At 61.6% G+C, this 19,047-nt stretch carries 13 protein-coding genes; 11 read left to right on the forward strand and 2 right to left on the reverse strand.

Going from position 1 to position 19,047, the window contains the following annotated elements; translation table 11 throughout:
- Positions 1-18: 18 nt before the first annotated feature.
- Positions 19-1,683 carry a dihydrolipoyllysine-residue acetyltransferase gene (gene aceF / locus AAFF19_RS13755; protein WP_182120101.1) on the reverse strand — a complete coding sequence of 555 codons (1,665 nt, stop codon included), beginning with the start codon at positions 1,681-1,683 and terminating at the stop codon, positions 19-21.
- 19 nt (positions 1,684-1,702) lie between these two features.
- A complete protein-coding gene (gene aceE / locus AAFF19_RS13760; RefSeq protein WP_008906932.1) occupies positions 1,703-4,435 on the reverse strand; it encodes a pyruvate dehydrogenase (acetyl-transferring), homodimeric type in 2,733 nt (910 codons plus the stop codon).
- Between the two features lie 175 nt (positions 4,436-4,610).
- Here aceE and AAFF19_RS13765 point away from each other — a divergent pair, with 175 nt between their 5' ends.
- From AAFF19_RS13765 to AAFF19_RS13815, 11 genes are all read left to right on the forward strand, one after another.
- On the forward strand, positions 4,611-7,172 hold the full coding sequence (locus tag AAFF19_RS13765) for a PAS domain S-box protein (RefSeq protein ID WP_008906933.1): 2,562 nt from the start codon (positions 4,611-4,613) through the stop codon (positions 7,170-7,172).
- Positions 7,169-7,795: a response regulator transcription factor gene (locus AAFF19_RS13770; RefSeq protein WP_007848524.1), complete on the forward strand. Its 627-nt coding sequence runs from the start codon at positions 7,169-7,171 to the stop codon at positions 7,793-7,795. The genes AAFF19_RS13765 and AAFF19_RS13770 overlap by 4 nt, the downstream gene beginning before the upstream one ends.
- A gap of 72 nt (positions 7,796-7,867) precedes the next feature.
- The gene (gene folD / locus AAFF19_RS13775; RefSeq protein WP_182120102.1) at positions 7,868-8,722 is read left to right on the forward strand and encodes a bifunctional methylenetetrahydrofolate dehydrogenase/methenyltetrahydrofolate cyclohydrolase FolD; all 855 of its coding nucleotides are present in this window, start codon (positions 7,868-7,870) and stop codon (positions 8,720-8,722) included.
- A gap of 72 nt (positions 8,723-8,794) precedes the next feature.
- A complete protein-coding gene (locus AAFF19_RS13780; protein WP_182120103.1) occupies positions 8,795-10,864 on the forward strand; it encodes a M3 family metallopeptidase in 2,070 nt (689 codons plus the stop codon).
- Between the two features lie 70 nt (positions 10,865-10,934).
- Positions 10,935-11,594 carry a glutaredoxin family protein gene (locus AAFF19_RS13785; protein WP_182120104.1) on the forward strand — a complete coding sequence of 220 codons (660 nt, stop codon included), beginning with the start codon at positions 10,935-10,937 and terminating at the stop codon, positions 11,592-11,594.
- A 367-nt stretch (positions 11,595-11,961) separates the two neighbouring features.
- Positions 11,962-13,296, forward strand: a complete 1,335-nt coding sequence (locus tag AAFF19_RS13790; protein ID WP_342720374.1) for an integrase family protein — start codon at positions 11,962-11,964, stop codon at positions 13,294-13,296.
- Positions 13,297-13,836: 540 nt separating this feature from the next.
- Positions 13,837-14,847, forward strand: coding sequence for a hypothetical protein (locus AAFF19_RS13795; RefSeq protein WP_342720375.1), 1,011 nt, complete (start codon positions 13,837-13,839; stop codon positions 14,845-14,847).
- Positions 14,848-15,066: 219 nt separating this feature from the next.
- Positions 15,067-16,902, forward strand: coding sequence for a hypothetical protein (locus AAFF19_RS13800; RefSeq protein ID WP_342720376.1), 1,836 nt, complete (start codon positions 15,067-15,069; stop codon positions 16,900-16,902).
- Positions 16,903-17,250: 348 nt separating this feature from the next.
- Complete coding sequence (locus AAFF19_RS13805) at positions 17,251-17,601, forward strand: hypothetical protein (RefSeq protein ID WP_342720377.1); 351 nt, start codon at positions 17,251-17,253, stop codon at positions 17,599-17,601.
- Positions 17,602-18,186: 585 nt separating this feature from the next.
- Positions 18,187-18,630 (forward strand): hypothetical protein, encoded by a 444-nt coding sequence (locus tag AAFF19_RS13810; RefSeq protein WP_342720378.1) that lies wholly within the window; start codon positions 18,187-18,189, stop codon positions 18,628-18,630.
- Between the two features lie 10 nt (positions 18,631-18,640).
- Entirely contained in the window at positions 18,641-18,847 is a 207-nt protein-coding gene (locus tag AAFF19_RS13815) for a hypothetical protein (RefSeq protein WP_342720379.1), read from the forward strand.
- Positions 18,848-19,047: the final 200 nt, after the last annotated feature.

Genomic DNA, 19,047 nt, shown 5'->3' on the forward strand with positions numbered 1-19,047 from the left:
TGTCTTGCCCTTTCGTCGTTACATCACGATGCGGCGGAAGTCCGCCAGCAGCGAGGCAAAGTACACGTTGAAGCGCGCTGCGCTGGCGCCGTCGATCACGCGGTGGTCCCAGCTGAGCGACAGCGGCAGCATGAGGCGCGGCGCGAACTGTTGGCCGTCCCACTTGGGCTCCAGGCTGCTCTTGCACACGCCCATGATGGCGACTTCGGGGGCGTTGATGATGGGCGTGAAGTACCGGCCACCAATACCGCCCAGCGAGCTGATGGAAAAGCACCCGCCCTGCATGTCCGCCGGGGCCAGCTTGCCTTCGCGCGCCTTGGCGGCGAGTTCACCCATTTCCTTGCTGATCTGCACGATGCCCTTCTGATCGGCATCCTTGATAACGGGCACCACCAGACCGTTGGGCGTGTCGGCCGCAAAGCCGATGTGGAAGTAGTTCTTCATCACCAGCTGGTCGCCGTCGAGCGAGCTGTTGAACTCGGGGAACTTCTTGAGCGCGGCCACGGCGGCCTTGATCATGAAGGCGAGCATGGTGACCTTGACGCCACTCTTCTCGTTTTCCTTGTTGAACTGCACGCGGAAGGCTTCGAGATCGGTGATGTCCGCGTCGTCGTGGTTGGTGACGTGCGGGATGACGACCCAGTTGCGGTGCAGGTTGGCGCCGCTGATCTTCTTGATGCGCGAGAGGTCCTTGCGCTCCACCGGGCCGAACTTGGTGAAGTCCACCTTGGGCCAGGGCAGCAGGTCCAGGCCCACGCCGGAGCCGCCACCACCTGCGGGCGCCTTGGCCACCTGGGCCTTGGTCTGCAATGCGCCTGCCATCACCTGCCTGGTGAAGGCGGCCACGTCGTCTTGCGTGATGCGGCCCTTGGGGCCAGTGCCCTTGACTTCGTCGATGGGCACGCCGAGTTCGCGGGCGAACTTGCGCACCGAAGGCGATGCGTGGGGCAGGCCTGCGCTGGGGGTACCGGGCTGGTGGGCGGGGACAGGCACGGACGTCACGGCACCAGCGGGCGCTGCTGCGGCAACCGCTGGTGCCGCGGAAGCCACAGGTGCTGCAGCGGGTGCAGGCGCTGCCACGGGAGCAGGTGCTGCCGCTGCGGCGGAGCCTTCCAGTACAGCCACCAGATCACCGATGTTGACCGTGTCGCCAATCTTGACCTTGAGTTCCTTGAGCACACCAGCAGCGGGCGACGGGATCTCCATGGAGGCCTTGTCGGATTCCACCGTGAACAGCGACTGTTCGAGCTTGATGGTGTCGCCGACCTTGACCAGCATCTCGATGACGGCCACGTCCTTGAAGTCACCGATGTCGGGCACGCGCACTTCGACCGGGCTTGCGGCCGCAGGGGCAGCAACAGGTGCGGCCGGTGCCGTTGCAGCGACCGGAGCGGCCGCCGACACAGGGGCAGGAGCTGCTGCGGGGGCTGCCACAGCGCCCGGGTCAGCAGAGTCCACCACGGCAATCACCGAGCCCTGCTTGACCTTGTCACCCAGCGCAATCTTGAGTTCCTTGACCACGCCAGCGTGGCTGGACGGGATTTCCATCGATGCCTTGTCGGATTCGACCGTGATGAGCGACTGCTCTGCCTTCACGGTGTCGCCCACCTTGACCAGCAACTCGATCACGCCCACTTCGTCAAAGTCCCCGATGTCCGGGACTTGAATGTTGACCAATGCCATTGTTCTGTCTCCGTTCGGTTTAAGCGTAGAGCGGGTTGATCTTGTCAGCCTGGATGTTGTACCTGGCAATGGCCTCCGCCACCTTGGTGGCAGGCAACACGCCGTCTTCGCTCAACGCCTTGAGGGCGGCCACAACGATGTAGTGGCGGTTGATCTCGAAGTGCTCGCGCAGCTTGCTGCGGAAGTCGCTGCGGCCAAAGCCGTCGGTGCCCAGCACCTTGTAGTTGCGGCCCTTGGGGATGAAGGGGCGGATCTGCTCGGCATAGGCCTTCATGTAGTCGGTGGATGCGACCACGGGGCCGGTGCTGCTGCCCAGTTGCTGCGCCACGAACGGCACGCGCGGTGTCTCCAGCGGGTGCAGCAGGTTCCAGCGGTCGGCGTCCTGGCCTTCGCGGGTGAGTTCGTTGAAGCTGGGGCAGCTCCACACATCGGCCTGTACACCCCAGTCGGCGGCCAGCAGGGTCTGTGCGGCCAGCGACTCACGCAGGATGGTGCCCGATCCCAGCAGCTGCACGCGCTTGTCACTGGCATCGGAAGTGCCCTGCGGTGGCACGGCACCAGGCTTGCACAGATACATGCCTTTGATGATCTGCTCTTCCGTGCCTGCCGTGAGGCCGGGCATGGCGTAGTTCTCGTTGAGCAGCGTGATGTAGTAGAAGACGTTTTCTTGCTGCTCGACCATGCGCTTGAGACCACGGTGCATGATCACCGCCACTTCGTGGGCAAAGGTGGGGTCGTAGCTGATGCAGTTCGGAATGGTGCCCGCCAGGATGTGGCTGTGGCCATCTTCGTGCTGCAGGCCTTCGCCATTGAGCGTGGTGCGGCCCGAGGTGCCGCCCAGCAGGAAGCCACGCGCCTGCATGTCGCCGGCAGCCCAGGCCAGATCGCCAATGCGCTGAAAGCCGAACATCGAGTAGTACACGTAGAACGGCACCATGATGCGGTTGTTGGTGCTGTAGCTGGTGGCCGCTGCAATCCAGCTGGCCATGCCGCCAGCTTCGTTGATGCCTTCCTGCAGGATCTGACCGGCCTTGTCCTCGCGGTAATACATCACCTGGTCGCGATCGACCGGGGTGTAGAGCTGGCCCTTGGGGTTGTAGATACCGATCTGGCGGAACAGGCCTTCCATGCCGAAGGTACGGGCCTCGTCCACCAGGATGGGTACTACGCGCGGGCCCAGGGCCTGGTCGCGCAGCAACTGTGTGATGAAGCGCACGTAGGCCTGGGTGGTGCTGATCTCGCGGCCTTCGGCCGTGGGCTCCAGGATGGCCTTGAAGGTGTCAATGGCAGGCACGGTGAAGTGCTCGTCCGCCTTGGGACGGCGCTTGGGCAGGTAGCCGCCCAGGGCCTTGCGCCGCTCGTGCAGGTACCTGATTTCTGGCGTGTCATCCGCGGGCTTGTAGTACGGGAGCTTGTGCAGCTCGCTGTCCGGGATGGGGATGTTGAAGCGGTCGCGGATGTACTTGATGTCTTCGTCCGACAGCTTCTTGGTCTGGTGCACGGTGTTTTTGCCTTCACCCGCTTTGCCCATGCCATAGCCTTTGACGGTCTTGACCAGCAGCACGGTGGGCTGGCCCTTGTGCGAATTGGCGGCGTGGAACGCGGCGTATACCTTGGTGGGCTCATGGCCACCACGGCGCAACTCGAACACCTCTTCGTCGGTCATGTGCTCGACCAGCTTGAGCGTCTCGGGGTACTTGCCAAAGAAGTTCTTGCGAACAAATGCGCCGTCGTTGGCCTTCATGGCCTGGTAATCGCCGTCCAGCGTCTCCATCATCAGCTGCCTGAGCTTGCCGGTCTTGTCGCGGGCCAGCAGTGCATCCCAGCCAGCACCCCACAGCAGCTTGATCACGTTCCAGCCGCTGCCGCGGAATTCGCTTTCCAGCTCCTGCACGATCTTGCCGTTGCCGCGCACCGGGCCGTCCAGGCGCTGCAGGTTGCAGTTGACGACAAAGACCAGGTTGTCGAGGTTCTCCCGTGCCGCCAGGCCGATGGCGCCCAGCGATTCGGGTTCGTCCATCTCGCCATCGCCACAGAACACCCAGACCTTGCGGTTCTCGGTGTTGGCAATGCCGCGGGCGTGCAGATATTTGAGGAAACGGGCCTGGTAAATGGCCATCAGCGGACCCAGGCCCATCGACACCGTGGGGAACTGCCAGAACTCGGGCATGAGCTTGGGGTGCGGGTAGCTCGACAGGCCCTTGCCATCGACTTCCTGGCGGAAGCTGTCGAGCTGCTCTTCCGTCAGGCGGCCTTCGAGGTAAGCGCGGGCGTAGATGCCAGGCGAGCTGTGGCCCTGGATGTACAACAGGTCGCCACCGTGGTTCTCGCTTTCGGCGTGCCAGAAGTGGTTGAAGCCGGCGCCAAACATGCTGGCCACCGACGCAAAGGAGCCAATGTGGCCACCGAGATCACCACCGTCGGCGGGGTCCAGCCGATTGGCGCGCACCACCATCGCCATGGCGTTCCAGCGCATGTAGGCGCGCAGGCGTTTTTCGATCTGGATGTTGCCCGGACAGTGGGCCTCCTGGTCGGGCTCGATGGTATTCACGTAGCCGGTATTGGCGGAGAACGGCATGTCGATGCTGTTCTGGCGCGCGTGCTCCAGCAGCTGTTCCAGCAGGAAGTGGGCGCGCTCAGGGCCTTCCTTGTCAATCACGGCGGACAGCGCGTCCATCCATTCACGGGTTTCTTGCTGGTCGGTGTCGGAACCGATGCCGAAACCGGCCTGTGGGTCGGGCTGAGCTGACATGCTTTGTCTCCTGTAGGTGTGGCAGCAATTTAGTACGTTAGCTCTAGTTTCGCATAATTTTCATGCGATTTCGAATGGTGCTTTTTCATTTCATAATGTAATATTTTGCTGCAGTTGCACATTTGGTCATGGGGAGCCACTGGGCTGCCTGTCGAGCCTCACCTACACTTGGCGGATGGATCCCCAGCCTCTTGAGCCCTCGCCCGCAGCCACTGTGGTGGCTGCCCCCGCCCGCTGGTGGCGCAAGTGGTGGCGCGGGTTGTCGCCCACCCGGCAAGACCGCTTTGCCGCGCTGGCCCCCCTTGCAGCCGTGCTGATGTTTCTGGCCGCCATCGTGGCGGCCTTCTGGTATCTGCGAGCCGAAGAGGCCGAACGCGAGCAAGAAGCCCTACGCCGCGACGTGGAATACGCACAGCAACGGGTGCGCTTGCGCCTGCTGGAGCGGCAGGAACAGCTGATGCGCATTGCGCGCGACCTGTCCAACCAGGAACTGGAACGTGCCGAGTTCGTGAGCCGGGCCGAAACCCTGATCAGCCAGTACCCTGAACTGCAGGCGGTGACCTGGATCGACGAACGCCGCCGAATCCGCGCCAGCCACGCTGCGCCCACCCTGGCCAGCAACGAGCTGCGCATTGCAGGAGAAGTGCTCAAACCCGGGGACACAGCCGATACCTTCGGGTTGGCACGCGATCTGCAGCAGCCCGTGTACGCCCAGCCTGCGGCCACCTCGGGAGATGCGGCGCCACTGCTCCAGCTGCAGGTGCCCCTGACGCACCAGGGCAAGTTCAGCGGCGTGGTGCTGGGCGAATACTCCATCGACAGCCTGCTGCGTTACGGTACGCCCACCGAAGTACTGGCCCGCTATGCCGTCACATTGCTCGACGGAAAGAACCAGGTGCTGGCTGGTACACCGCTGGGCCCGCGCAACGCGGCCACCGAGCTGCTGCCGTGGACGCGTCACGCCAACGAATACGAAGTGCCTGTATCCCCGGTGGGCAACGGGCTGGTGCTCAAGGCGCAGGCTTACCGCACGTCGCTGGGTGTGGTGGGCAGCGGGCTGTTCTGGCTGGTGGGCACGCTGAGCGCCATGACGGCCTGGATGCTGATCGCCACCTGGCGCCACACGCGCAGGCGCATGCAGGCGCAGCAGGCGCTGGTCGCCGAGACCAATTTCCGCCGTGCGATGGAAAACTCCATCCTGACTGGCATGCGGGCGCTGGACCTGGAAGGCCGCATCACCTATGTGAATGCCGCGTTCTGCCAGATGACCGGCTGGAGCGAATCTGAACTGGTGGGCCTCAAGGCGCCTTTCCCCTACTGGCCGGAGTCTGACCATGAAGCGCTGCACGCCAAGTTACGCGACGAGATCAGCGGTAAAACCATCGTGGGCGGCTTTCAGGTGCGGGTGCGACGCAAAAGCGGCACGCTTTTTGATGCGCGGCTGTATGTCTCGCCCCTGATCGATGCGCATGGGCAGCAGACCGGGTGGATGACCTCGATGACCGACATCACCGAGCCCAACCGGATCCGTGAACAGCTCACAGCCTCGCACGAGCGGTTCACGGTGGTGCTGGAGTCGCTGGACGCGTCGGTGTCAGTGGCGCCCCTGGGCAGCCAGGAGTTGCTGTTCGCCAACAAGCTTTACCGCCAGTGGTTCGGCTCGCAGACCGACGGCCATCTGCAACTGGTAGCACAGGCCGGCGTGGTGCCTGTGGCGGGGTCTGACCACACTGGCATGGACGACGAAGACGGCCTGATGGGCTTACCCACCGACCCCCTCACCAGCGCCCGCACCGAAAACGCCGAGATCTACCTGCCTGACCTGGGCAAATGGCTCGAAGTACGCTCGCGCTACCTCAACTGGGTGGACGGGCGCCTGGCCCAGATGGTGATTGCCACCGACATCACCCCCCGCCGCCAGGCCGAGGAACAGGCGGCGCGCCAGGCCGAGCGTGCCCAGTCGGTCAGCCGCCTGATCACCATGGGCGAGATGGCCTCGAGCGTGGCGCACGAACTCAACCAGCCGCTCACGGCCATCAACAATTACTGCAGCGGCATGGTCTCGCGCATCCAGAGTGGCCAGCTGACCGAGGAAGCACTGCTCACGGCACTGCAAAAGACCGCCCACCAGGCCCAGCGCGCGGGCCAGATCATCCAGCGCATCCGGGCCTTTGTGAAAAAGAGCGAGCCCAACCGCACCCTGGCCGACGTGCATTCGATGGTCAATGAAGCCGTGGAGCTGGCCGACATCGAACTGCGCCGCCACAATGTGCGGCTCACACATTACGTGGCGGCGCGCCTGCCACCCGTAATGGCCGACACCATCCTGATCGAGCAGGTGCTGGTCAACCTGATGAAGAACGGCGCCGAAGCCATCCAGCATGCTGACCGCCCGCCGTCGGGCCGCAGCGTGGAACTTCGGGTGGTGCCCAAACACATTGACGACCGCGAAGTGGTGGAATTTTCGGTGCAGGACACCGGCAAAGGCCTGGCCCCCGAAGTGCTGGAGCGCCTTTTTGAAGCCTTCTTCTCCACCAAGGAAGAAGGCATGGGCATGGGCCTCAATCTGTGCCGCAGCATCGTCGAGTCGCACCAGGGCAGGATGCAGGCGGAGAACCTCTACAATGGAACCGAGGTCACGGGCTGCAGGTTCTCCTTCTGGCTGCCGCTTGCCAAGCCTGCTGATGCCACTACAAATTCTGTAGCAAATACTCAAAAACCAAGGACAATTGCATGAGCTTGATTCCGAAAAAAGGCACTGTCTACGTTGTGGATGATGACGAGGCAGTTCGCGATTCCCTGCAGTGGCTGCTGGAAGGCAAGGACTACCGGGTGCGTTGCTTTGATTCGGCCGAGACGTTTCTCTCACGCTATGACCCGCGCGAAGTCGCCTGCCTGATCGTGGACATCCGCATGGGTGGCATGACGGGCCTGGAGCTGCAAGACCGCCTGATCGAGCGCAAGTCCCCCCTGCCCATCGTGTTCATCACCGGTCACGGCGACGTGCCCATGGCTGTGAACACAATGAAAAAGGGCGCGCTCGATTTCATCCAGAAGCCCTTTGACGAAGAAGAACTGGTGGGCCTCGTCGAGCGCATGCTCGACCACGCCCGCGAAGCCTTCGCCGGCTACCAGCAGGCCGCGAGCCGCGATGCCCTGCTGTCCAAGCTCACCAGCCGCGAAGCCCAGGTGCTCGAACGCATCGTCGCCGGCCGCCTGAACAAGCAGATTGCGGACGACCTGGGCATCAGCATCAAGACGGTGGAGGCGCACCGCGCCAACATCATGGAAAAGCTCAACGCCAACACCGTGGCCGACCTGCTCAAGATCGCCCTCGGCCAGAATGCGCCCAAGGGCTGATACTCATATTTTGATAGCTGCTCGCGCTTGCTGATAAAGCGCTAGAGCCTAATTTGACTGATATTTTCTGCTATGACAGCCCAACTCATCGACGGCAACGCCCTTTCCCGCCAACTGCGCGCCGATGTGGCGCAACGCGCCGCCGCCCTGGCAGCACGGGGCGTCAAGCCCGGCTTGGCCGTCGTCCTGGTGGGCGACAACCCGGCGAGCCAGGTGTATGTGCGCAACAAGGTCAAGGCCTGCGAAGACAGCGGCCTGTACTCCGTGCTTGAAAAGTACGAGGCCGACATGACCGAAGCCGCATTGCTCGCCCGCGTGGAGGCCCTCAACAACGACCCGGCCATCCACGGCATCCTGGTGCAGCTGCCGCTGCCCAAACACATCGACGCGCAGAAGGTGATCGAAGCCATCTCGCCCGCCAAGGACGTGGATGGCTTTCACATCGCCAGCGCCGGAGCCCTGATGACCGGCATGCCCGGCTTCTGGCCCTGCACGCCCTATGGCTGCATGAAGATGCTGGAGAGCATCGGCTACGACCTCAAGGGCAAACACGCCGTGGTCATCGGCCGCAGCAACATCGTGGGCAAGCCCATGGCGCTGATGCTGCTGGGCCAGAACGCCACTGTCACCGTCTGCCACAGCGCCACCCAGAACCTGAAGGCACAAACCCTGCAGGCCGACGTGATCGTGGCGGCAGTCGGCAAACGCAATGTGCTGACGGCCGACATGGTCAAGCCCGGCGCCGTGGTGATCGACGTGGGCATGAACCGCAACGACGAAGGCAAGCTGTGCGGCGACGTCGACTTTGACGGCGTCAAGGAAGTGGCCGGCTGGATCACCCCCGTGCCTGGCGGGGTTGGGCCCATGACCATTACCATGCTGCTGGTGAACACCATCGAAGCCGCCGAGCGCACTGCAGGGCACTGACCTGGGTCAGTGCTGTCGATGTCGGCGGCTTTGCAACTTGAACCTGCGCCATCTGGCGCCATCTGATTTCGCATGAGCAACGCCCTTCTCGACTTCTCGGACCTCCCCCATTTCGACCGCATCACACCGCAGGACGTGGCGCCTGCCGTGGATGTTCTGCTGGAGCGCGCCAATGCAGCGCTGGAGACCGTCACCGCACCCGACTTTCCAGCCCGCTGGGACGCGATTGCGAAAGTGCTGGATGTGGCCACCGAACGGCTGGGCACCGCCTGGGGCAGCATCAGCCACCTCAACAGCGTGGCCGACACCCCTGAACTGCGCGCAGCCTACAACGCCGCCTTGCCCAAGGTCACCGAGTTCTGGACGCGCCTGGGTGCCGATGAACGCCTGTACGCAAAATACAAGGCCATCGACCCCGCCACCCTGACTGCAGAGCAGCGGCAGGCACACCTGAACGCGGTGCGCAACTTTGTGTTGAGTGGCGCGGAGCTGACCGGTGCCGCCAAGGAGCGTTTTGCACAGATCCAGGAACGCCAGGCCGAGCTGAGCCAGAAGTTCAGTGAAAACGCCCTCGATGCCACCGACGCCTACGCCTACTACGCCACGGCTGAAGAACTGGATGGCATTCCAGACGATGTCCAACAGGCCGCGCTGGCCGCAGCGCAGGCAGACGGCAAGGAGGGCTACAAGCTCACCCTGAAGATGCCCTGCTACCTGCCGGTCATGCAGTTTGCCGCGCGCAGCGACCTGCGCGAGAAGCTCTACCGTGCCTATGTGACCCGTGCCTCCGACCAGGCTGAGGGCGATGCACGCAAGTTCGACAACACTGCGCTGATCAGCGAAATCCTGGCCCTGCGCCGCGAAGAGGCCCAACTGCTGGGCTACGCCAATTTTGGCGAAGTGTCCGTGGTGCCCAAGATGGCCCAATCTCCGGCGCAGGTGATCACCTTCCTGCGGGATCTGGCCCGACGCGCCCGCCCATACGCCGAGAAGGACATCGCCGACCTGCGCGCGTTTGCAGCAGAACACCTGGGCCTGGCCAATCCGCAGGCCTGGGACTGGCCCTACATTTCCGAAAAGCTCAAGGAAGCGCGCTACGCCTTCAGCGAGCAGGAGGTCAAGAAGTACTTCACGGCGCCCAAGGTGCTGGCGGGCCTGTTCAAGATCATCGAAACCCTGTTCGAAGTGAGCATCCGGCGCGACACGGCCGCCATCTGGCACCCAGCCGTCGAGTTCTACCGCATTGAGCGCACGCACCCGGAGGGCGCCCATAAGGGCACCCAGCTGGTGGGCCAGTTCTACCTCGACCAGCCCTCGCGCACCGGCAAACGCGGCGGCGCATGGATGGACGATGTGCGCACGCGCTGGCTGCGCCCCGACACGGGCGTGCTGCAAACCCCGGTGGCGCACCTCGTGTGCAACTTCGCCAGCGGCGTGGACGGCAAGCCACCGCTGCTCACTCACGACGACGTGATCACCCTTTTCCACGAATTCGGACACGGACTACACCACATGCTCACCCAGGTGAACGAGCGCGACGTCTCGGGCATTGGAGGCGTGGAGTGGGATGCGGTGGAGCTGCCCAGCCAGTTCATGGAGAACTTCTGCTGGGAATGGGATGTGCTCAAGCACATGACGGCCCATGTGGACACGGGCGAGCCCCTGCCCCGCGCGCTGTTCGACAAGATGATTGCCGCCAAGAACTACCAAAGTGGCATGCAGACGCTGCGACAAATCGAGTTCTCGCTGTTCGACATGCTGCTGCACACCGAGCACGACCCGGCCCAGGACATCATGCCTCTGCTGGATCAGGTGCGCCGCGAAGTGGCCGTGCTGCAGCCCCCGGCATTCAGCCGCACGGCACACACCTTCAGCCATATCTTTGCGGGCGGGTATGCCGCTGGCTACTACAGCTACAAATGGGCCGAGGTACTGAGTGCAGACGCCTATGCGGCCTTCGAGGAAACCGCTGGAAGCGACGGTCTGCCGAGTATTGAAACGGGTCGCCGCTACCGCCAGGCCATCCTGGAAGCCGGTGGCAGCCGCCCTGCGATGGAATCGTTCAAGGCCTTCCGGGGCCGCGAGCCCAGCCTGGATGCCCTGCTGCGCCACCAAGGCATGGCGGAAGAATCGACTGCCTGAGCGAACCCAACCCACGGCCTGAAATGCACACGTTGCACCCAGGCCTGACGACAAAGAAGGAGCAAGGAGAATGAACATGCACAAGCCACTAAGCGCCCCCCTGTTGGCGACTTTGCTGATGACACTGGCCTGCGCCAGCGTGCAGGCGCAAGGCGTCTACCGCATTGTCGGCCCGGATGGCAAAGTGACATTTTCCGACCGGCCTCCCCCAGACGCCAATGCGCAGCCCGCCCGTATTGCCAATGAGGCTCCTGCAGCCGCCAACGGCGCGCTGCCTTACGAGCTGCGCCAGATCGCCAACCGCTTTCCGGTCACCCTCTACACCGGCAACGACTGCCCGCCCTGCACCTCTGCGCGCAATCTGCTCACGTCGCGGGGAGTTCCGTTCACCGAACGTACGGTGTCGAGCAATGAAGACATTGCAGCCTTGCAAAGGCTGAGCGGCGGCACGGGCCTGCCGTTTGGCACCATTGGCGGGCAACAGCTTGCGGGTTTTTCCGAGGGAGAGTGGGTGCAGTATCTGGACGCTGCCGGCTACCCCAAGCAATCTGCATTGCCGAGAAATTACCGCCAGCCAGCGCCCACACCACTCGTGGCCGTCAAGGCGGCGGAGCCCGCAGCCGCGGCTTCGTCGGCACCCCCAGCGCCCCCAGCACCATCGCGGGCCCGCCCCCCTGCACCCATCAACGACGGACCATCGCCCAGCAACCCTGCAGGCATCAGGTTCTAGACGGCACGCGGGCGCATTCATTGCGCCGCTGCGTCGCCCCACCGCAATCGGTAACCTATGGCGCCCCATCGCCACACGCGCTCCGGGGCTTTACGTACAAAAATAGGGGCAAAAGAAAAAGCACCTATGGCAGCTCTGCCATAGGTGCTTTACTCATTTCATGGGGTGGTAGGACGTACAAGATTCGAACTTGTGACCAACGGATTAAAAGTCCTCAAAATATAGTGTTTGCTCATGTTGAGCTGCGTAGATACAATCTATAAAAATCAACAGCTTATTGCATGAATTCCTCTCAATACTGTTGATTTTTACATGGCGATATTTCTGCGATACGCCTACAGATTGCCTACAAATTTTCGGAGGCGCTATGAGTGGACAGAAAAGCCGAGTACGTCTTACCGCTGGCCGAGTGGCTGACTTCGTATGCCCGGCAGGTAAGTCACAGGCGTTTCTGTGGGATACCGACACCCCCGCCCTCATGCTGCGCGCCACACCCACCGGGCGCAAAACCTACGCCTTTGAGTCCCGCTTAAACGGAAACACTATCCGCGTGACCATCGGCACGGCCGCCGAATGGAGCCTCGAAGCCGCCCGCACCAAAGCCAAATCGCTAAAGATGATGGTTGACGGTGGCACCGACCCGCGAGAAGTTGAGCGGCAGCAGCAAGCCACACAGGCCGCACAGAAGGCCGCCGCCGCTGTAAAGGCAGTTACGGTGGGCGAGGCATGGGCGGCATATCTGTCAGACCGCCGTGCGCACTGGGGCGAACGCCACTACCAGGACCACGAGAAGCTGGCACGGGCTGGTGGGGTGAAGGCAGTACGCGGAACGCGCGGGCGCGGCGTGACCATTGCCGGACCGCTTCACCCGCTTATGGGGATGCCCCTAAAAGACCTGACGGCACCGGTTATTGAGGGATGGGCCGCCACTCAGGCGAAGACGCGCCCTACCCCTGCCCGTCTTTCATGGCGCCTTCTGCGCGCCTTCATGGCATGGTGCGCAGAGCATCCGCAGTTTTCCGCCGTGGTTCCAACACAAAACCCAGCCAAGACCCGACGCACACGCGACGCACTGGGCAAAGCTGGAGTCAAGCAAGACGCCCTACTGCGCGAACAACTGCCCGCTTGGTTCACCGCCGTGCGCAACATCGGCAACCCCACCATTGCGGCATACCTTCAAGTTCTCCTGCTGACAGGTGCACGCCCGGGCGAAGTGTTGGCGCTCCGCTGGGAGGACTTGAACACCAAATGGCGAGGCTTGACCATCCGCGACAAGGTGGAAGGCGAGCGAGTCATTCCATTGACGCCATATGTTCACCAACTGCTGGCTGCCCTGCCCCGCCGTGGCGAATGGGTCTTTTCTGGCGCGGCGCGCGAAGCAGGGAAATCCGCGCAACCCATCGCGAAGCCTCACCGCGCCCACGCAATGGCCTGCCAAGTGGCGAGCATTGACGGGCTGACCTTCCATGGCCTGCGCCGCAGTTTCAAGAGCCTCACTGAGTGGCTTGAAATACCTGCCGGAGTGGTGGCACAGATTCAAGGTCACAAGCCGAGCGCGACAGCCGAAAAGCACTACACCGTTCGCCCGCTTGACCTATTGCGCCTGCACCACGAGCGCATCGAGGCATGGATTCTGGAACAGGCGGGAATTTCTTTTGACGCCGAAATGGAACCAGGCGCACTCCGGGTCGTGGCAAGTTAAACGCGAAGCCCTGGCGCGTTCCATCCAGGGCAAAGACGGGCCGCAAAGGTGGTGGAACACCGATGTAGCCCTAACCAAGTTCAAAACGGAGCTTTGAAAATGGCTGAGCTAAATATATCGCACAAGGAATTAAGCAACCCGGACACTGATTTGGGGTTACAGGCGTTCAGCGATTGGCGCGTGTTCGCCGTCTCCGATGAGTACGAGGGCCGAAACAGTGCCCGTGTCTATGGTCCTGGTGATTTCGATGTGCATCAGTGCGAAGACGGGCCGACATTTATTGTTGTAGGCGCACAGGTTGCGGATGAGAGATTGCGACGCCACGAGCCATCACTGTATGCGCGATACGGGGTCACTCTAGGCCAGCTAGAACGGGCACGCGGAGGGGCCTTGGTTTCAATAAGAACTCAAAAACCATCAACCTGGGGTGCGCTTATTGCCCGCCAATAAGGGCGCAGCACGACTAGAAAACAGGCGAGCGACAAAGGTGGTGACACACCGAGGTCGCTCTAACCAAGCCAACCTATTTCGGAGGTCAACATGGCTAATTCGATTGTCACCCAAGGCGCCCTGCCAATTTCGCCTCGTAGCGGTGTGGTGCGCACGGAGGGGCACTACTTTGACGCCTTTGAGGGCACCGTGACTGCCCTGGTCAACGCTGGATTCATTGCATCCGCTCAGCTTGAGCCCCAAGCGAGAAGAGCACATGGCTACACGGCTTTTCTTCCTAGCGGTGAGCCTTGCCCGCCTGGCAAGAAGGCATGGCGCATCCCGGGGTATCGAGCGATTCGCCAGCGTGAGGACGGCACGATTCGCCTTGAAATCACTGTCTCAAAAGAAGTGCAGGCGGAACGCAGAGCCGCCAAGCGCGCCCAAGAATACGAAGCTGAACAGGCTCGAATCAATGACGACATAGAGCAGCGGGGCCATCTGTTCCGAGGCTGGGAGTTAGCCCAATTCGTTGGCAGCCGGGGGGAAAGCTGGGAGGGCACCAAGACGCAATTGCAGGCCGCTGGGTTGGGGGTTGGTATGCAGTACCCCGGCGAGCCAGGGGCAAAGAAACAGGCGCTGTTCCGTTGTCCTCTTGGCTTTGAATTTCGTGTCTCACTACCACTAGACCGGGCAAAGGCTGCAGCGGGTATCTATTTGGCATTGAGTGATTTCGCGCCAGGGGAAACACAAGAGCAGAGGCGCGAGGTTCGTCAGGCCATGAAGAAATCGAGCAAATCGAACGCTGAGTTCAGGGCGGGGCGTGCCGATTTTGCCGAGCTGGCACTCAAGCTAATTTGGCGTGAAGTGTTCTGTAAGGCGGATGGCTCTATTCGGTTTGACCTACCAGAAGAAGGGACGATATATGCCAGCCTTGGCGAAGCCTTCCAGGCGGTGCGCGATGCAATCAAGCAAGCGCCCATCGTCTCGGATGCACAGCTTGAGGCAGCTCTAAGGGCCAAGGTTGGGGCAGCAGCGGCTAGAAACGACTCTGTGCTGCAGGCAGTGCTTCGCGAAGCCATGAAGCCAAGCATTCCAGCGCCTTTATCGGATGCAGGCTGAGGTGTGCCATGTCAGCCGAAAAGTTACTCCAGCGGCCAATTTATGGCGGCGCTTTTGGTGACGATGGCCGCTATGCCTTAGCTAGCGTTCCCTGCGTTTCTAGGGGCCTGGCGCCGCATAGACTAGGTTTGCCCCAGCTAGGCCCGCGAACCGAAGAGCGGGACTCCCTGCCCGCCTGCTGGGGCTCTTTAACAGGGTTGCACTTAGGGAGTGCATCGCGTGATTTCCGTCGAAATTCCCGCTCCATATCTATCTCTGGAGCACTTGGTTTCTGCCATCGCGCAAGCTGTGGCCCGGGCCAGCAGAAGCTCTGCCGAGCTGGTCAACATCGAAGAGGCTGAGGCATTCGCAGCGGTTACATGGGAGTCGAAGCTGCGCGCTCTGGCGGAGTCTCGCGCAATCAAAGGACACCATCGTGAAAGCCTCTCTGCTGATGAGTGGGTGTTTCTCGATGTGGAGCGCGATGCCTTCTTTGTGGATGACCTAAACGCCTGCAAGCAATTGTCCGAGGCGGGTTTGCGATTTGTTGTTGCGGAAGACCAGAGGGAGCGCGCTGAATTCACCGCGTTTTTTATCGAGGCGACAAACAATGATGCCGAAATCAATTGGCAATACTGGATTGACCAGATGCCGACAATCTCGGCGGGCGAGGCCGCGCGCTTAATGGCTGGTCTAGACCCTGACCTTTACGCGGACCTCCGTAGCCGCCCAGTCCCAAAGAACAACGTTGATGCGGCTTGCAAGAGGGCCACCAACCTTGAGAGGTTAGCTACAGCGGAGAGCAGAACCCGGGCAACACCCGATGAGTGGCTGGAGTGGGCACGGGAGCGGCAATTCCAGGTGCATTGCGGATTCGAAATGGCGGTTGAAGACAAGCGCGCAAGGGAAGCACTTGAAGCAGCGTTCAATGCGTTGCCTAAAAAGGAGGCCGACTACTGGAGGAGCGCGCACCCGGTCGATGATGGACGCCGCCTAGTGACATTCAAACTCGCGGGACTGGAATCAGCCCAACACTTCTCGTTGGCTTCTTTCGTAGAAGACGTGTCCAGCCGAATAGCACGCTGGAAGGATGGCACCTATGCAATTGCGGAAGCCGCTCAATTGATGGCGGACGCAGGGAGCAACATCGATGCTGAGGCGCTCTGCGAACAGATGGAGGCCGCAGTGCATGCTGGCCCGCTTAAGTTCAGAAAGAATGGGATTCCGCTGTCGAAAGGTGACATTCCCAAGGGACGCCTTTGGAATCGGTTTGTGGAAGAAGCCGACGTAAACGAATGGCTCGCGTCCATTGGTGCGCGATACCGGCTGCACTACCCATACGCCCCCCGTGTCCAGTACCAACACCTTCTGTTTCCTCGTTTGCTTCCGGTCAGCGAATGGCGCGGCGGCATGCTTGCCGATGTGGATTTGGTGACACTGGAAGAGGCCGCACAGTTTGCAAGTAAGCACGCAGGTGTTGAGGTCTCGACCGGTGACATTCTTAGGGCCTCTGCCAGAGGACAAATACCGCTTCGTGCGGTCGTGCATCGCCAAGCGAAAGTGCAAAAATTCGATGGCGGCGTTTACTGCAACAGAGGGCAGGACAATGAGAACGTCATCTCCAAAGGCAGCATTCCCACCTTGCCGCTGTCAGCGTGCCAGCAATTGGCAAACACCCAACGAGCATCTTGGCGCACCTTCGACGGGTTTGATGAGATAGATGGCGAGTTGATGAGGTTCACCAAGGGGCTTCTGACAAGCGATGAACCGGACTTTGAAACCAGCCTCGATGACTGCCGGGTGCTGGGCGCTGACGTGCATGCATTAGCTGATGCATTTGTCGATTCTGAGAAGGAAGAATCACCCCAACCTGAGCCTAGCGCGCCAGTGATGGCGGCCAAAGAGCGCCAGGCCCAACGTTGGCAACTTTGTATCGAGGCAGGGTTAAAGATGCCCCAGGATACGTACTCGCATCTGCCTCGCGGAATTGGCGAAATTGCGAAACGGTTGGGGGTCAAACGCCAGTCACTGTCAGACGATTTGAACGCCCATAGAGAGCGAATTTTCGGCAGGTAATAGGCAGGCATCCGGCAGGCGCCTGCCTGCCGAAGTGTGAGAAGAATAGGCATCCATGTTCAACAAACCCGAGGGGTTTTGAAGTGGCTGCAAAGACTATTCAACTAACGCCATTGGCTCAGGAGGCTCGCTCAGCGTTGCCAACCCCTGAAGCCGCTGTGCATCTGAACCGCGCACAACAAACGCTGCGCCTCTGGGCGATGCGCGAGGATGGGCCAGTACGACCACTGCGCATCAATGGCCGCCTGGCCTGGCCTGTTGACGAGCTTCGGCGCGTGCTGGGGGTGACGCAATGATGGCCGCCCTGCTCTATCTCGCCATGCGTTTGCGTACATGGAGGGCCGCCAAATGAAAACGCCCGACCCCACCAAAGCAGAATCGAGCGCCCCGAGCAGCGCAAAGTTTACAGGCACTGACAACCCGCGTCACCTGCGCGCAATCGACGCCCTCCTGCGCCGTCCAATCCCCCGTGAAGCACTGGACCGCGTTGCAGGTGCCAGCAACTCGCCAGAGCTTGTTGCAGAGCTGCGGCGCCGTGGTCTGGAGATTCCATGTGAGCGCATCAGCTTCACCGACCGCGACGGCAAAGAGTGCCGCCCAGGTGTCTACAGCCTGACCAAAGCTGACCGCCGAAAAATCTACCAGTGGATGGCACGCCGCATCCGTGGAGCTGGCGGACATGGCAAACGGGCGCTCTAAAAGCAGCAAGGGCGATTCAGGACGGGATTCCGGGGGCTTCATAGCTCTCCCGTGGTCCGTCCTGGATTGCCCCGCCTACAACCGTCTATCCATGCACGCACGCGCCTTACTCCTGGAGGTGGCCCGGCAATTCGTCCGCGACAACAACGGGCGGTTGCTGCTCTCACGGGCTCACATGCAAACCAGGGGCTGGAAGTCGGCAGACATGCTGAGCAAGGCTAAACGCGAGCTGCTGGAGGCGGGATTCATCTACGAGACGGTCAAAGGCCAGCGCCCCAACAAGGCGAGCTGGTACGCCGTCACATGGCGAATGCTGGACAGACACCCCGGCTACGACATGGGCGCGGTTGAGGGCTTTGTGCGTGGTGCGTATCGCAATGCGAGCGCATCCAAAAACACAACCCTTAGTCCGCCCCACGGTACAGGGAGGCTTTCCATAGTACCGCCCCACGGTACAGGCGAGCCCCTCTCTGTACCGCCCCACGGACCTATGAGGGCCAGTTTTGATGCCCTCTCTGTACCGCCACACGGACACCATCTAGATATGCCATCTGCAGTTGCAAGTTAGGCAGCAAAGGAACAAGCATGCAACCCAAATTGACCCACCACCACCTGACCGCCGAAGAGGTGAACGACGAGCACGGCCAAGCCATCTTGTTAACGCAGCAGGACGGAATCGAAGAGCCGCACTCCGTACTGGTGCACCCCTGGCAACTGCGGGCGGTCTGCGAAGAGTTCGGAATCGTCGCCAGCGATGAGCAGGCCGCAAAGACTATCCGCACCCTGCAGCGGCGCATGACGAGCCTCCTAGGCCGTATTGAGCACCTTGCCGGGTGGATGACGAACCACAGCGACCAGCGACATGCGGACCTCACCTACGAGATAACGCTTTTGCAGGCGCTCCAAGACCTCGCCAGCGAATGGTGCGGAGACTTTGCGGACAACGTGCGGACACATTGCGGACAGGATGCGCAGGCCTCTTTGCGGGGTGGAGCCGCGCCGCAGCAACCCGGTTTGCCAGGTCTATAAGGAGTGCGCCATGAATGACCATGCACAGCAAGTAGAGCGGGCCTTCCGGTTTGGCTTCACCTCTGGCATAGCGGCTGCAGCTTCAAGGCTGACGCTGACGCAGCAGCAACTTAAAGCGATGGAGGTGTGGCACTCGCGGCTGCAGGGGTGGCGAGATGAGCCTGTCGAGTACCCCGAAAAGCGCTGGCCGGATATTGATGAAGGGGCCGGACGATGACCAATAGACCACCACCGCCTGAGTGCCTAGCCTTTGGACGATATGCCGCCGCGCCGATGGAAAAGTCCCAGCGACCACGAGGCCGCCCAAAGACCAGGACGGACGAGCACTACGCAACCCTACATGCGGATTACCAGCGCATCAGCGAGTGGTTTACAGCCTATGTCGGCAGACCAGCGAAGTCGGATGCCGAACTGCTG

The organism is Acidovorax sp. FHTAMBA, from assembly GCF_038958875.1.
In the GTDB taxonomy this organism is placed as follows: domain Bacteria; phylum Pseudomonadota; class Gammaproteobacteria; order Burkholderiales; family Burkholderiaceae_C; genus Acidovorax.

Excerpts from the sequence above, each read along its gene's own strand:
- AAFF19_RS13770 (WP_007848524.1), top strand. The coding sequence starts at position 7,169 with ATGAGCTTGATTCCGAAAAAAGGCACTGTCTACGTTGTGGATGATGAC.
- AAFF19_RS13790 (WP_342720374.1), top strand. The coding sequence starts at position 11,962 with ATGAGTGGACAGAAAAGCCGAGTACGTCTTACCGCTGGCCGAGTGGCT.
- AAFF19_RS13765 (WP_008906933.1), top strand. The coding sequence starts at position 4,611 with ATGGATCCCCAGCCTCTTGAGCCCTCGCCCGCAGCCACTGTGGTGGCT.
- aceE (WP_008906932.1), bottom strand. The coding sequence starts at position 4,435 with ATGTCAGCTCAGCCCGACCCACAGGCCGGTTTCGGCATCGGTTCCGAC.
- AAFF19_RS13785 (WP_182120104.1), top strand. The coding sequence starts at position 10,935 with ATGAACATGCACAAGCCACTAAGCGCCCCCCTGTTGGCGACTTTGCTG.
- folD (WP_182120102.1), top strand. The coding sequence starts at position 7,868 with ATGACAGCCCAACTCATCGACGGCAACGCCCTTTCCCGCCAACTGCGC.
- AAFF19_RS13780 (WP_182120103.1), top strand. The coding sequence starts at position 8,795 with ATGAGCAACGCCCTTCTCGACTTCTCGGACCTCCCCCATTTCGACCGC.
- AAFF19_RS13805 (WP_342720377.1), top strand. The coding sequence starts at position 17,251 with ATGAAAACGCCCGACCCCACCAAAGCAGAATCGAGCGCCCCGAGCAGC.
- AAFF19_RS13810 (WP_342720378.1), top strand. The coding sequence starts at position 18,187 with ATGCAACCCAAATTGACCCACCACCACCTGACCGCCGAAGAGGTGAAC.
- AAFF19_RS13795 (WP_342720375.1), top strand. The coding sequence starts at position 13,837 with ATGGCTAATTCGATTGTCACCCAAGGCGCCCTGCCAATTTCGCCTCGT.
- AAFF19_RS13815 (WP_342720379.1), top strand. The coding sequence starts at position 18,641 with ATGAATGACCATGCACAGCAAGTAGAGCGGGCCTTCCGGTTTGGCTTC.
- aceF (WP_182120101.1), bottom strand. The coding sequence starts at position 1,683 with ATGGCATTGGTCAACATTCAAGTCCCGGACATCGGGGACTTTGACGAA.